13 protein-coding genes are annotated in these 14,522 nt (G+C 70.6%); 4 read left to right on the top strand and 9 right to left on the bottom strand.

What is annotated here, in order from left to right:
• Positions 1-89: 89 nt before the first annotated feature.
• Both HQ603_RS01875 and HQ603_RS01870 read right to left on the bottom strand, forming a co-directional pair.
• Positions 90-1,433 (bottom strand): MFS transporter, encoded by a 1,344-nt coding sequence (locus HQ603_RS01875; RefSeq protein ID WP_222682667.1) that lies wholly within the window; start codon positions 1,431-1,433, stop codon positions 90-92.
• Positions 1,434-1,754: 321 nt separating this feature from the next.
• Positions 1,755-3,221, bottom strand: a complete 1,467-nt coding sequence (locus tag HQ603_RS01870) for an MDR family MFS transporter (RefSeq protein ID WP_222683173.1) — start codon at positions 3,219-3,221, stop codon at positions 1,755-1,757.
• Between the two features lie 266 nt (positions 3,222-3,487).
• Here HQ603_RS01870 and HQ603_RS01865 point away from each other — a divergent pair, with 266 nt between their 5' ends.
• Both HQ603_RS01865 and HQ603_RS01860 read left to right on the top strand, forming a co-directional pair.
• Entirely contained in the window at positions 3,488-4,135 is a 648-nt protein-coding gene (locus tag HQ603_RS01865) for a TetR/AcrR family transcriptional regulator (protein ID WP_222682666.1), read from the top strand.
• Positions 4,136-4,168: 33 nt separating this feature from the next.
• Positions 4,169-6,562 carry a molybdopterin oxidoreductase family protein gene (locus HQ603_RS01860; protein ID WP_222682665.1) on the top strand — a complete coding sequence of 798 codons (2,394 nt, stop codon included), beginning with the start codon at positions 4,169-4,171 and terminating at the stop codon, positions 6,560-6,562.
• On the opposite strand, the gene HQ603_RS01855 is transcribed toward HQ603_RS01860, so the two are convergent.
• Positions 6,540-6,779, bottom strand: a complete 240-nt coding sequence (locus HQ603_RS01855) for a hypothetical protein (RefSeq protein ID WP_222682664.1) — start codon at positions 6,777-6,779, stop codon at positions 6,540-6,542. The genes HQ603_RS01860 and HQ603_RS01855 overlap by 23 nt on opposite strands.
• Before the next feature lie 117 nt (positions 6,780-6,896).
• On the opposite strand from HQ603_RS01855, the gene HQ603_RS01850 reads away from it, so the two are divergent.
• Positions 6,897-7,871, top strand: a complete 975-nt coding sequence (locus HQ603_RS01850; protein ID WP_222682663.1) for a TAXI family TRAP transporter solute-binding subunit — start codon at positions 6,897-6,899, stop codon at positions 7,869-7,871.
• On the opposite strand, the gene HQ603_RS01845 is transcribed toward HQ603_RS01850, so the two are convergent.
• From HQ603_RS01845 to HQ603_RS01820, 6 genes are all read right to left on the bottom strand, one after another.
• Positions 7,798-9,249 carry a sensor histidine kinase gene (locus HQ603_RS01845; protein ID WP_222682662.1) on the bottom strand — a complete coding sequence of 484 codons (1,452 nt, stop codon included), beginning with the start codon at positions 9,247-9,249 and terminating at the stop codon, positions 7,798-7,800. The two genes, HQ603_RS01850 and HQ603_RS01845, sit on opposite strands and share 74 nt — an antisense overlap.
• 7 nt (positions 9,250-9,256) lie before the next feature.
• Positions 9,257-9,919: a response regulator transcription factor gene (locus HQ603_RS19070; RefSeq protein ID WP_222682661.1), complete on the bottom strand. Its 663-nt coding sequence runs from the start codon at positions 9,917-9,919 to the stop codon at positions 9,257-9,259.
• A gap of 23 nt (positions 9,920-9,942) precedes the next feature.
• Positions 9,943-11,280, bottom strand: a complete 1,338-nt coding sequence (locus HQ603_RS01835; RefSeq protein WP_222682660.1) for an MFS transporter — start codon at positions 11,278-11,280, stop codon at positions 9,943-9,945.
• 117 nt (positions 11,281-11,397) lie between these two features.
• A complete protein-coding gene (locus HQ603_RS01830; protein WP_222682659.1) occupies positions 11,398-12,036 on the bottom strand; it encodes a vitamin K epoxide reductase family protein in 639 nt (212 codons plus the stop codon).
• Between the two features lie 21 nt (positions 12,037-12,057).
• Entirely contained in the window at positions 12,058-12,261 is a 204-nt protein-coding gene (locus HQ603_RS01825) for a zinc-ribbon domain-containing protein (protein WP_222682658.1), read from the bottom strand.
• 35 nt (positions 12,262-12,296) lie between these two features.
• The gene (locus HQ603_RS01820; RefSeq protein WP_222682657.1) at positions 12,297-13,148 is read right to left on the bottom strand and encodes an SDR family oxidoreductase; all 852 of its coding nucleotides are present in this window, start codon (positions 13,146-13,148) and stop codon (positions 12,297-12,299) included.
• Positions 13,149-13,287: 139 nt separating this feature from the next.
• On the opposite strand from HQ603_RS01820, the gene HQ603_RS01815 reads away from it, so the two are divergent.
• Positions 13,288-14,499, top strand: a complete 1,212-nt coding sequence (locus HQ603_RS01815) for a PucR family transcriptional regulator (RefSeq protein WP_222682656.1) — start codon at positions 13,288-13,290, stop codon at positions 14,497-14,499.
• Positions 14,500-14,522: the final 23 nt, after the last annotated feature.

Here is a 14,522-nt window from a genome sequence, read left to right as displayed (position 1 = left end):
CCACCACCACAACCGAACACGACGAACCCCCGAACCGGAACCCGGCTCGGGGGCGAGAGTCGTGCGTCGGGGGTCGTGCGGACCGTCGATCAGGCCCGCATGCTGACGTCCTTCGTCTCGGTCAGCTTCAGGGTGCAGCCGATGCTGAGCACGGAGAGCGCCGCCAGCATCACGCCGACCGCCATGCTGCCGTAGGCAGCGGTCAACGGGGCGGCCAGCAACGGCGGGATCGCGCCGCCGAGGACACCGGCCAGGTTGTAGCCCAATCCCGCACCGGTGTACCGGAATCGGGTCTGGAACAGCTCGGGCAACAGAGCGCCGGTGGGCCCGTAGGCGATACCGAAGATCGTCAACGTCACGCACATGGCCAGGACGTAGAGTCCGGCGGACCCGGTGTCGAGGATCGGGAACAGGGCCAGCGTCCACGGAACCGCGACCACGCAGGAGATCAGGATGACGCGCCGTCGTCCCACCCGGTCGGAGTACGCCGCGGAGAGGGCGATGGCGATACCGAAGACCACGGCGCCGACGATGCCGGTGATCAGGACGAACGGCCGATCGAAGCCGAGGGTCTTGGTGCCGTAGCTCGTGAGGTACGCAGTGCCCATGTAGAACAGCGAGAACAGGGACGCCAGAGCGCCGGCGGCGAACAGGACCTCGCGCTTCTGCACGTGCCACGCGTCCAGCACCGGCAGACGCGTCGCGGCGGCGGCGGGCGCCTCAGCCGCGGCCTCGCGGAACACGGGGGTCTCTTCGATCGCGAGGCGCATGTAGAGGCCGATGAGCACCAGAACGGCGCTGAACAGGAACGGGATTCGCCAGCCGTAGTTCAGGAACGTCTCGTTGGTGTCGCCGAACACGGCGCCGGTGACCAGGAAGGTCGCGCTGGAAAGGATGAAGGCTGCGGACGGTCCGAGCTGCGGGAACATCGCGTAGAAGCCGCGACGTTTCGCCGGGGCGTATTCCGCGGTGAGCAGGGTGGCACCGGCCCACTCGCCGCCGACGGCGAAGCCCTGGCCGAATCGCAGGAGCACCAGGATGATCGGGGCGGCGACGCCGATGGTCTCGGCACCGGGCAGCAGGCCGATGACGAACGTCGAGACACCCATCAACAGCAGCGTCGAGATGAGCGTGCGCTTGCGTCCGATCCGGTCGCCGAAGTGACCGAACAGCACCGCACCCGCGGGACGCGCGATGAAGGCGACGGCGAACGTGGCGAAGGACGCCACGGTGCCGGCGGTGGCTCCGAGAGCCGGGAAGAAGACCGTCGGGAACACCAGGGCGGCCGCGGTGCCGTAGATGAAGAAGTCGTAGAACTCGATCGTGGTGCCGATGCCGCTGGCCACGGCCACCTTGCGGACGCTGGTCGTCGGCGGGGTGGTGGGCGGCGTGACCGAACGCGCGGTGGCGTCGTCGGGTGACACTGTGGTCATGGTGCTCCTGCTCGAGGGGACGGAACGGGCGAAGTGGTCAGGACGGTATGTGAGCCACGCCATACCCCACTACCCCCGGAAGAGGGGGTCCGCTGCACCCTCGCGAGCGTCGGCGACGGATTTATTCGGATGCGCCGAGCACGCCCGATCTGTCAGCATCGTTCTCGTACGCACATCGGGCCCACAGAACGGGCCTGTACCGCAACGACTTTCGCAGAACGGAGGTGCCGGCATGACCTACCTGCCACCCGAGCTGTATCTCGCCGAGCACCACGCCGAACGCAACCGGCACGTCCGGGCTCGCCGACGAGCCCACCTCGCTCAGCGAGTCGAGCCGGCCGACGTCGTCGAGCTGCCGTCGATGCCGACGTCGACACCGGAGGCCGTGTCGGCACCCGACCCCACGACGTGAGACTGCGCCGGCCGGCGTCCGACGAAGAACGACGCGGCCACGGCGACCAGAGACACGACCCCGCCGAACAGGAACGCGGTGTGCACGCCGGCCTCCGACGCGGCGACGGCGTCGGCTCCGTCGGTGGCCCGCGCTGTCGCCGTCGTCGACATGACGGTGACGAACAGTGCGGTGCCGGCGGCGCCGGCGAGCTGCTGCACGGTCGAGAAGATCGCGCTGCCGTGCGAGTAGAACCGCGGCGGAACGGATCCCAGCGACGACGTCATGAGCGGGGTCATCATCATCGAGAGCCCGACGGACATCAGCACGTGGATGCCGATCACCGTGCTCTGCCCGGACTGCGCGTCGAGGCTCGTCATCGACCACAGCGCGGCGGACACCACCAGGGATCCCGGGATCACCAGCGGGCGCGGTCCGACCCGGTCGAACGCGCGGCCGACGAACGGCGCGAGCAGTCCCATGACGAGCCCGCCCGGCAGCAGGGTCAGGCCCGTGGCGAGGGTGTCGAGACCCAGGACGTTCTGCAGGTACATCGGGAGCAGGATCAGCGCACCGAAGAGCGCCATCATCGAGATGGCGATCATGCCGAGCCCCACCGAGAACGCCGGCGTCGCGAACGGGCGCAGGTCCAGCAGCGCGGTCCCCGCGTCCTGCCGGCGGCGCTGGCGGAGGACGAAGAACACCAGCGCGACCACACCCACGGTCAGCGGAATCCACACGGGAACGGCGGCGCCCTCGGCCGAGTGCCCGATGCTGCTCAGTCCGTAGACGATGCCGCCGAAGGCGAACACCGACGCGACCACCGACACCACGTCGAGCGGAACGCGTCGAGTCTCGGTCACGTTGCGCACCAACGCGATACCGAGACCGGTCGCGGCCACCGCGATCGGGAGGACCAGCCAGAACATCCATCGCCACCCCAGCGCGTCGAGCACGACGCCGGAGATGGTGGGGCCCACGGCGGGCGCCACGGCGATCACGATGGAGATGACACCCATCATGCGGCCGCGACGCGATTCCGGAACCAGCGACAGGACCGTGGTCATCAACAGCGGCAACATGATCGCCGTGCCGGCCGCCTGGATCACCCGCGCGGCGAGCAGGACCTCGAAGCCCGGCGCCAGCGCGGCGAGGAGCGTGCCGACGACGAACGACGTCATCGCCGCCGTGAACACCTGCCGCACCGTGAAGCGCTGGAACAGGAACCCGGTGGTGGGAATGACCACGGCCATCGTCAGCAGGAAGGCGGTGGTGAGCCACTGCGCCGTCGACGCCCCGATCGACAGTTCGGTCATCAGCGTCGGCAGCGCGACGCTCATGATCGTCTCGTTGAGGATCATGACGAAGGCCGCGACCACCAGGACACCGATGAGCATCGCGCTGCCGGGCGCCAGCCGGTCCGCAGCTCCCCCGTCCGCAGCTCCCCCATCCAGTGCTCCCTTGTCGGGCGCGCCGCCGGTCGGCGTGGTCGTGTTCCCGGTGGTCGTCACGGGCTGTCCCCTCTCACGGTCGTCGAGCCGCGATCCTCGTGGGCCGCGACTCTCGGTGATAGTCTGCTCCTGCATGACAGTGACTGTCAAAGTGACACGAACAACCCTGTGATGGACCCGGGACGACGGCACCGACTCGACGAGGAGCGACGATGGACCTACGTGAACGACGACGCGAGGCGACGCGCGTCGAGATCACCGACGCCGCCCTGACCCTGGTCGAGCAGCGCGGGTTCTCGGCGACCACGGTCGACGACATCGCGCGGGAGGCCGGCGTCTCGCCGAGTACCTTCTTCCGGCACTACGCCACCAAGGAGGAGTCGGTGCTGCACGGCGATTCCCTCTTCGAGGCCGATCTCGACCGATGGCTCGCCGACGCCGCGCCCGAGGACGTCACCCTCCCCGCGCTCGAGAACCTCTTCCGACGGTCCTTCGGCCGACTCGCAGCCGAGTCGGCCGACGTGCGGGCGCGGCTGATGCGTGTGCGGCGACTGCTCGCCGACGACGCCCACCTGCGATCCGCCGCCTACGCCGCCGACGCGATGGCGATGTGTCGACTGACCGACCGGGTCGCGGAGATCCTCGGCGACTCCGCGTCCCGGGGCTACGCACGGGTGCTCGTCGAGGTCGCCGGCAGCACCGCGCGCGTGGCGTACGACGCCTGGGCCGAAGCGGTCGACGGGGGCCGGGACGGCGCCGCCGCCGACCCCGTCGCCCTGTACGCGTCCGCCACCGCAGATCTCCGACGCCTCGTTTCCGACCTTCCCGACGTACCGGACGAAGGCCGATCACCGGTCTGATTGTTCACCACGCTGCGGGGGTACCGGCGCTCCATGAGCACCGCCGAGTCTGTCGACCGCATCGCCGAACCCTGGGGCGCGCGAACCCCGTTCGCTCGCGGCACCGTCTGGCCGACGCGGGTGGACACCGTGCTGGCCGACGGGGTCACCGAGGACGACGTCGAGCGCTGGGTGCAGTCGGCGTCCGTCCTGCATTCCAACGGTGACGCGATGGACATCGCCGTTCGCGACGGGCGCATCGTCGGCGTCCGCGGACGCGCCGTCGACCGCGTCAACCGTGGACGGCTGGGCCCGAAAGACCTGTACGGGTGGCAGGCCAACGCCTCACCGGACCGTCTCACCCGACCGCTGATCCGCGTGGACGGCGACCTCGTTCCGACCGACTGGGACACGGCGATGGCCCGCGTCGTCGGTCGCACGCGCACCCTCCTGGACACCCGAGGACCGGGATCCATCGGCTTCTACACCAGCGGCCAACTCTTCCTCGAGGAGTACTACACGCTGGGGGTGATGGCACGCGGCGGTGTCGGTACGAACCATCTGGACGGCAACACGCGGCTGTGCACCGCGACGGCGGCGGAGGCGCTGAAGGAATCGTTCGGCAGCGACGGTCAGCCGGGGTCCTACACCGACGTCGATCACGCCACCGCGATCGCCCTGTTCGGGCACAACGTCGCCGAAACGCAATCGGTGCTGTGGTCACGCATCCTGGATCGGCTCGACGGCCCCACTCCCCCGGCGGTGCTGTGCGTCGATCCTCGCGCGACGCCGGTCGCCCGCCGCGCCACCGTCCATCTGGCCCCGCGGCCGGGAACCAACCTCGCGTTGATGAACGGCCTGCTCCGCGAGGTGATCACGCAGGGGTGGATCGACGAGAAGTTCGTCGACGAGCGCACCGTCGGGTTCGACGAACTTCGCCGCACGGTGGAACCCTGGACGGTCGACACCGTCGCGGCCACGTGCGGACTCGACCCCGACGACGTCCGCCGGGCCGCGAGGCTGGTCGGCACCGCGGAGGCTCTGCTGTCGACGGTGCTGCAGGGGTTCTATCAGTCGAACCAGGCGACGGCCTCGGCCGTGCAGGTGAACAACCTGCACCTGCTCCGCGGGATGATCGGCCGACCCGGGTGCGGGCTGCTGCAGATGAACGGCCAACCCACGGCTCAGAACACGCGGGAATGCGGGGCCAACGGCGACCTGGCCGGGTTCCGGAACTGGGCCAATCCCGACCACGTCGCGGAACTCGCGGAGTTGTGGAACGTCGAGCAGGACTTCCTGACGCACGACGGCCCGCCGACCCACGCGATGGAGATCTTCCGTCTCGCCGAGCAGGGGGATCTCGGCCTGCTGTGGATCAGCGCCACCAACCCGGCGGTGTCGCTTCCCGAGCTCGCTCGCATCCGACGGATCCTCGGCCGCGAGGAACTGACGGTCGTCGTGCAGGACATGTTCCTCACCGAGACGGCGGCTCTGGCGGACGTGGTCCTCCCCGCCGCCGCGTGGGGCGAGAAGACGGGTGCGTTCACCAACGCCGATCGCACGGTGCATCTGTCCGACAAGGCCGTCGAGCCTCCGGGTGAGGCGCGGGCGGACCTCGACATCTTCCTGGACTTCACCCGCCGCATGAATTTTCGCGATCGCGACGGTGCGCCGTTGATCCCGTGGACGGACCCCGAGTCGGCGTTCGCCGCATGGACCCGCGCCACGGCCGGCCGGCCGTGCGATTACACCGGTCTGAGCCACGACGCGCTGCGCGGCGGTAGCGGAATCCAATGGCCCGCGACCCTGGACCGGCCCGGCGGCACCGAGCGCCTCTACACCGACGCGGTGTTCCCGACGGCGGCGGACACGTGCGAGACCTACGGGAAGGACCTGATCTCGGGCGACCCGATCGACCCTGCGCGTTATCGCGATCACGACCCCGACGGACGCGCCCTCCTGCGGGCGGTGCGGTACGTGCCGGCCGTGGAGACCCCGGACGCCGAGCACCCGTTCCACCTGATCACCGGTCGCACGATCTACCACTTCCACACCCGCACGAAGACCGGCCGCGCGCCGGAACTGAACCGGGCGGCCCCGGAGGTGTGGGTCGAGATGAACGGCGACGACGCGGTCCGGCTGGGTATTCCCGAGGGCACGATGCTGGAGGTGTCGTCACCGCGGGGCGCCGTCACCGCCCGGATGCGGCGCACCGACATTCGGCCCGGTGTGCTCTTCCTGCCGTTCCACTACGGCTACTGGGACATCGGTCGTCGGAACACCGACGGCACCGGCGCGAACCCCGACATCCGCCGGGCCGCGAACGAGCTGACGCCCACCACGTGGGATTCGGTGTCCAAGCAACCGCAGTTCAAGACCGGGGTGGCGCGCGTGCGGGTCGTCGATACGCCTCCGCCGGGCGCGGTCACACCCGACCGGACGCGGTGACCTCGTTGCTCTCGCGCCGCCGAGCCCGCAGGCGGCGCACCTTCATCGCCGTCGCCGAGCCGACCAGCAGCACGCCGAACGCGAGGACCGCGCCGCCGACCACGAACATGGTGCGCACCGGATGCGCGTCGTCCAGGCGCGCGCTGACCGCGGCCCAGAACACGGCCAACGCGACGAACAGCGCGAGGACGTACAGCGCGGACTTCCGGGTGGTCACAGTGCTCGCTCCTCATCTCACCCTGATCGGACGGGACCGGGTACCCCGCCGGGCCGCGAACTATCCGCCGGGCACTCCGGCCCACGGCGTCGCGGCCCGGTCCTAGACTCCGACGCGATGGTCGATCGCAGGCAGTTCCTCCGCGCGGGCGTCGGCGCGGTCGCTGCCGCCGCCCTCTCCGGCTGCGCGTCCGCCGCGCCCTGGCAGTCGGCGTCCGGAACCCTGCGCATCGCGGCCGGCAACCCCGGTGCCGTGTTCGACGAGTACGGACGGGCACTCGCGGAGGAAGCCCGCACGGCCATGCCGTCCCTGACGACGTCAGTGGTGACCACTGCCGGATCGGTGGCCAACGTCGACGACGTGCTGACCGGGGCCGCGGACGTCGGGTTCTGTCTGGGTGACACCGCCACGTCGGCCGTGGCCGGGACGGATCCGTTCACCGAGCCGATGCCGATCGTCGCCGTGGCGCGCCTGTACGACAGTTTCCTGCAGATCCTGGTGCGGCGGGACTCCCCGGTCCGCACGCCGGCGGATCTGGCCGGCCGCCGAATCGTCGGCGGAGAGGCGCGATCGGGCACCCGGCTGGCCGTGGCGCGATGCCTCGAGGCGGCGGGCCTCGGCCCCGACGACGTCCGCTACGTTCCCCGCTCCCTCAGCGACGCCGCGGCGGACCTGGCGGCCGGCACCGCCGACGCCGTGGCGTTCGTCAGCGGCTTCCCCGTCCGCACCCTCGTCGAGCTCGGCACCCGAGTACCGTTGCGCGCGTTGGACATCGGTGGGCTCGTCGATCCGTTGGTGGAGCGGTGGGGACCGAGCTACGTCACCGGCCCGCTCCCCCGCGGCCCCTACGGCCTGCCCACGGACGCGACGACGGTGAGCATCAAGACCTACCTGGTCGCCGCGCCGAGCCTGGCCGAGGACACGGTGTACGGATTGACGTCGGTTCTCTTCGACCGCCAGGACGACGTCGCCCGGCGGGCCCCGACCGTCCGTCAACCCACCGTCGCCGCCGGGATGTTCACCGCCCCGGTGCCGCTCCATCCGGGATCGCTGCGCTGGTTCCGGGACCGGGACGCGCGGGGAGGGTCGTGACGCATCGCAGGCCCGGGTGCGCGGCCTCGAGCACGACGGACCCGCCGGCGTCGCGGACGCGGAGCACCAGGATCGACAGTCCCAGGCCGGTGCCGTCGACGTTGGCGTGACGCGGCAGTCGGTGGAACCGCTCGCCCAACTCCGCCGCCTCGGTGTCCGTGAGAGCAGTGTCCCCGAGAGCGCTGTCCGTCGGGTCGGCGCCGGCCGGACCGCCGTGATCGCGCACCGTCAGCACGTACCGGCTCGCCTCGTCGCCCCCGGTACGACTCAGCGTGACCTCGACGACGGAGTCCGGTGCGTACTTCACGGCGTTGTCTAGCAGTGTGTCGACGATCGTCGGGACCAGGTCCTCCTCGAGCACGGCCGGCGCCTCGGTCGCGACTCCGTTCACCTGCAGCTTGCCGTCGAACAGTGGCTCCCACAACGCGATTCGCTCGCGGATCTGCGCGGCCACGTCCACCGCCACGCGGCGTCGGTCGTGCCCTCCGGCGCGGCTGACCTCGATGACGCCCTCGAGCGCTCGGGCCATCCGATCCGCTTCGGCGAGAACGGGTTCGACCGCGGGGTCGTCGGCCGCGAGGCCGTCGAGTCGCAGCCGCATCGCCGTCAGCGGATTGGCCAGCTGGTGCGAGACGTCGGCGATCAGGTCCCGTTGCTGGCTGCGCGAGTACTCGACCGCGCGAGCCATCTCGTCGAAGGAGGTCGCGAGCCGACGCAGCTCGGGCGGTCCGCCACCGTCCGCCGCGCCGGGACGGTGCCCGCCGGCGAGCGCCTGCACACGCTCGGTCAACTGGTCCACCGGGCGAACCACCCACGACACCAACGGAACTCCGACGAGGAACGCCACCAGCGCGAGCAGGGCGACGCCGCCCGCCGCGGCTACGGCCAGTCCGGTGGCGACGTCGTCACGCGGACCGGCGGTGTCGACGATCATCACGACGGCGCCGAGGATCTGCCCGTCGCGCCCGATGGGCGTCGCCACGATCATGGGGTCGGTCCGCCACGGCCAGAGCGCCGACGGCGCCGCGGTGGGCGTGCCGGCCAGTGCCCGCTCGACCGCGTCGTCGTACCCCGGCGTCACCGCCGGCCCCGCGCCGATCTCCCTTCCGGACGCGAGAGTGCTGCCGTCCGTACCGATCACGGCGCTGCGGGTGCTGCCGACGACGGCGTCGTACCGCGCGAGGTCGGGTTCGAGCAGAGCGGGTGCCCCGGACGTGGAATCGTCGACCAGCGCGGCGAACCGGGTGGCGGCGGCGAGGCGCTGCTCGTGCAGGGTGACCGCCCGCTCCTCCGCGTACGCGGTGACGAGCGGAGCGATCAGCGCCGTCAGGACCGCGGCCGTCAGCGTGATCGCGAGGATCAGCAGTCGCCGTCTCATGCTCGGCTCACGTCGAGGTCACCACGAGGCGGTATCCGACGCCGCGCACCGACTCCACCGCCGCGAGGTCACGCAGCTTCGCGCGCAGGGAGGCCACGTGCACGTCCAGGGTGCGCGACGCGCCCACCCACGTGGTGTCCCACACCTCCTCCATCAGCGCTGCCCGGCTCACCGGCCGCCCGGGGGTGCGGGCGAGGGCGACCAGCAGTTCGCTCTCCTTCGCCGTCAAGGCCCGCGGCGTGCCGTCGTGCCCCCAGACCTCGCGGGTGTCCGGGTCGAAGCGGAAGCCCGGATCCGGCGTCGGGGTCGCGGCCCGTCCCACCGTGCGACGCACGACGGCGTCCATGCGCGCGAGCAGGACGGGGACGCTGTAGGGCTTGGTGACGTAGTCGTCGACCCCCGCGCGCAGCGCCCCCACCACCGCGTCCTCGTGACGACGCGCGGTGAGGGCGACGATCGGCACCGCGGAGGTCTGCCGGATCCGCCGACAGACCCACAGTCCGTCGTGATCCGGCAGACCCATGTCCAGCAGGACGATGTCCGCGTCGTCGATCAGGTCGAGGGCGGCCGCTCCCGTCGCGGCGTGGCGGACGGACCACCCCTGCCGCCGGAGGGCGTGGGTGAGAGCATCGGCGACGCCGAGATCGTCCTCGACGACGAGCACCTGCACCGACCCACCTCCAGCCGTCGAACCTACTGCACCGTGACGCGATCCCGATGGGCGAGCTGCTCGCGGTCGAGGTACGTCTGCTGACGGTTCTTCAGCACGAAGACGTAGACCAGGAGCGAGATGCCGATGGCGACAGTGACGTAGATGCCGAAGGCGTCGAGCGCGTTCTTCTCCTTGGCCGTCTCGTAGATCACCGGGGCCGTGCCGCCGAACATGGAGTTGGCCAGCGCGTACCCGAGGCCCAGTCCCAGAGCGCGGATGTGCGCGGGGAACAGCTCGGCCTTCACGATGGCGTTGATCGAGGTGTAGCCGGTCAAGATGACGTACGTGCCGGCCAGCAGGAGGAAGGACACCATGGGCGTCTCCACCTTCGGCAGCAGGTTCAGGAAGGTCCAGGACCACAGGACACCGGCCACACCGAATCCGACCAGGAGCGGCTTGCGGCCGATCCTGTCGCTGAGCAGACCCCCGAGCGGCTGGATCAGCATGAGGAACACCAGCGCGGCGAGGTTGATCCACGTGGCGGTCATGCCGCGGTCCGTGTAGGTGCTCTTGACGATCAGCGGGCCGTTGACGCTGTAAGTGTAGAAGGCGACGGTGCCGCCGAGGGTCACCAGGAAGCACACCAGCAGCTGCTTGGGGTACGCGGTGAACAGCTCGGTCATCGAGCCACGACGCTTGTCCTCGGTGTCGGTGTGCAGCGACTCGTCCATCGCGCGGCGCAGGTACAGCACCACCACGGCACCGAGCGCGCCGATGAGGAACGCGATGCGCCAGCCGAACTCGCGGATCTGCTCGTCGGTGAGGAACGCCTGCTGCACCAGCAGGGTGATCTGGGCGAGCACGTGGCCGCCGACGAGCGTGACGTACTGGAACGACGAGAAGAAGCCGCGCAGACCCGGCGTCGCGGCCTCGGACATGTACGTCGCGGACGTGCCGTACTCACCGCCCGTGGCGAAACCCTGCAGCAGGCGGCACAGCACCAGGATCACCACGGCGAGGGAGCCGATGCTCTCCGCGGTGGGGGTGATCGCGATGAGGAGCGACGCGCCCGCCATGACGGAGATCGAGAACACCAGCGCGGGTCGGCGCCCGTGCCGATCGGCGAAGCGGCCGAAGAACCAGGAACCGATGGGCCGCATGACGAAGGTGACGGCGAAGATCGCCATGGTGTAGATGCCGGCGTTGGGCTCACCGTCGGCGAAGAAGCTCGACTGCAGGTAGGACGCGAACACGGTGTAGACGTAGACGTCGTACCACTCGACCAGGTTGCCGAGCGACCCGCGCACGGTGTTGAAGACCGCGCGCCGGGTGGACGGTGCCGGGTGGGCAGACCCTGCGGGGCTCGCCGGTGCACTCATGGGATGCCTTTCGGTCCGGGGAGAGCCGCCGGGACGGGCGACCTCGAACCAGAACCCTAGGTGTGACCGGCGTCATGCACCGCGGACCGTCCGCGACTCTTTACAGACACTTTGCATTCAGGCCCAGAAGGCACCGAATCGGTAGAAGACGAGCGCGCCGACGGCGATCAGCCAGGCCACCGGCGGCACGACGGCGTTCACGGGCGCGGTCAGCGCGTGCGCCGACACCCGGCGAGAGAACACCCCGTGGTGCAGCGAGCGCAGGGTGACGAACCAGAACACGGTGACCGTCGACACCCACACGGCCATGCAGTACGGGCACAGTGCGCCGATGACGTACAGGCTCTGGAACAGCAGCCAGTGGACGAACACGACGGCGGCGGTCAGCCCCGACTGCAGCCCCGCCCAGTACCCGCGGCCGAGCCGCGCGCCGGACAGCAGCGCCGCCCCGGTCCCGAGCACGGCGGTGAAGCCGACGATGCCGAGCAGCGAGTTGGGAAAGCCGAACACCGCGGACTGCGCCGACCCCATGACCGATCCGCAGTTCACGACGGCGTCGATGCTGCACGACGGCACGTAGGTCGCGTCGGCGGCCAGGGCGAACTTCTCGACGGTGAGGACGAAGGACGCCACGAGCCCGACGACGCCCGCCACGATCATCAGCCACGGCAACGCCCGGGGGAACGGCGTCGCACTTCCTGCGTCCGGACGGGTCCCGGCGTCGGTCGACGCCTCCGGCGGCGTGGCGGTGGTCATGGACTCCATCGTAGAAGCCCGCTACGCCGCGGTGGTCTGGCCGCAGATTCCGCACTGCTCGAACGTGACCCGCTTCCACCGCAGCACGGGCACGAAGAACACCGTCAGCTGGTTGTACTGGCGCATGCGCGCCCACTGGGTGGTGTTGTGGCAGCGCGGACAGGTGTGGACCCCGCCGGCGCCGAGCTGTCGACGCTTGCTGCCGTAGCCGAAGAAGAGGAGCATTCCGCCAGCGTAGGCGTCACCACGAGCGCCCCCGGTCAGCTGTGACGGGCTCGTTCCTCGTACGCGCGCCGCGCCCCCTGGTCCACGGAGCCGAGGAAGACGTCGTCGGCGCCGAGAGCCCGCGACATCGCCTCCGCGAGCGGCCGCGGGAGGAACTTCTGGCTCACCACGGCCGCCCCGAACAGGCGGGTCACCCGCACGCGGGAGCGCGGCTTGTCGATCAGCGACACCACGGCGCGCGCGATCTCGTCGGGCTCGGCGTTGCGGAAGCCGCGCGCCCCCGAGGTGCCCGCCGTGAGTTCGGTGTTGACGAACGACGGCATCACCAGCGAGAACTCCACTCCGGTGCCGCGATGTTCGAGGCGGGCGGCGTCGGTGAACCCGACCACGGCGAACTTGCTGGCGCAGTACGTCGCGAGTCCCGGCGAGTAGGTCTCGCCGGCTGCGGAGGCGATGTTGACGATGTGCCCGCGTCCACGCGGAAGCATCCGTCGCGCAGCCAGTTTCGAGCCGGTGATGACGCCGAGGACGTTGATGTCGAGCACGCGTCGGGTGAGGGCGTCGGGCTCGTCCACCACGCGCCCGACCGGCATGATGCCGGCGTTGTTGACCAGGACGTCGATCGGGCCGAGGGTGGCCTCGACGCCGTCGAGGAAGCGGTCGAACGACTCCGGGTCGGTGACGTCGAGGGTGTCGTGATGGATACGGGTGTGGGCGGTGTCGGCGGTCGATTCCAGCGCCGTCGCCCCCTCCTTCACCGCGACGTCGTCGATGTCGCCGATGGCCACCCGAGCTCCGCGCGCCAGGAACGCGGCTGCGGTGGCGTGCCCGATGCCGCGGGCACCGCCGGTGATGGCGACAACTCGGCCGGTCAGGTCGGTGGTCATGGCGCGTTCTCCTCGACTCGGGTCTCGGCGCAGGCTGTGACCTGCACCATGTTCTAGCATCGTGGCACAACACCGACCCGCGTCTCTTGGCCTTGTCTGCCAAGTCGGGCACCCGCTTCTGTTCTCGGAGGACAACACCATGACGGCACCCGACGACGCCGATCGATGGGTCCACGTCCTCGTCACCGAGACGCTGGCGGACGACGCCGTCGCGGCCGTCGTCGCCCGTTTCGACGACGCGATCGCCGCCGACGTCGCCGCGCTGACGGCCGACCGCGAACTGCGACGCGACCTGCACGCCAGCAACCTCGCGCAGGCCAGGGCGTTGCTGGGGTGGATCGCCGGCGATTCCGACGAGGTGGTCCCGCCGCCCGCTGCCTACGAGCTCGCCCGGACCGTCGCGCGTCGCGGCCTTCCCCTGAAGGTGCTGATGCAGATCTATCGAGCCGGGCAGACGGTGCTGGTACGCCACGTCGCGGAGGTGGCGGCCGATCGCGTCCAGGATCCGATCCTGGTGCCCGGCATCCAGATTCGCCTGCTCGAACGTGCGAGTCGCTGGATCAGCGTCTCCCTCGAGGTCCTCACCGACACCTACGCCGAGCAACGCGAACGCGATCTGCGCGGGGACGTCGCGCGCCGCGTCGAGACGGTTCGGGCCGTGGTGCGCGGCGAGCTTCTCGACGACGGCGTGGCCGCGACGCGTCTCGGCCACCCGACGCGGACGACGCATCTCGCACTGGTCGCGTGGGTCGACGGACCCGGCACCACCGATCTCGACACCGCGCTGCGCGAGGCCCTCCCCACCGGGCATCGCGTGCTGACGGTGTCGGCGGGATCCGGCGCGGTGTGGGCCTGGGTGTCCGGTGACGACGTCTCGGCCGACGTCGTTCCCGACGGCGTTCCCGGCGGCGTGCGCATCGCCGTCGGGGCGATCGGGACGGGGCTGGACGGGTTCCGTCGGAGTCATCTCGAGGCGCTGCGCGCCCGGGCGGTGGCCGAGGCGGCACCCGGCGCGGCAGCCGTGGTGCGGTACGCGGACGTCGAGATCGCCTACCTTCTGGGCGGCCGACCGGACGCCGTCGGCGCGTTCGTCGACCGCGAGCTACGCGGCATCGACGGGACGGACGCCGCGTCGGACCGACTGCGACGGACCGTGGCGGCCTACCTGCGCCACGACCGCAGTCTCGACGCCGCCGCCCGCAGTCTCGGGGTGCACCGGAACACGGTGCGGTACCGGATCCGCCGCGCCGAGGAGGATCTGGGACGGCCCATCGGCGGGCCGGGGCGGCTGGAGCTCGAGCTGGCGTTGGCGTATCGCCGGGTCTTCTCGGATCCGGACCACCGATCGTGACTACTACAGCACGTAGCAGAGGG

It is taken from the genome of Rhodococcoides corynebacterioides, assembly GCF_019834675.1.
Classification (GTDB): Bacteria; Actinomycetota; Actinomycetes; order Mycobacteriales; family Mycobacteriaceae; genus Rhodococcoides; species Rhodococcoides corynebacterioides_A.
Note: the sequence above shows the minus strand (reverse complement) of the source record. Positions and strands in the feature narration are given on the sequence as shown.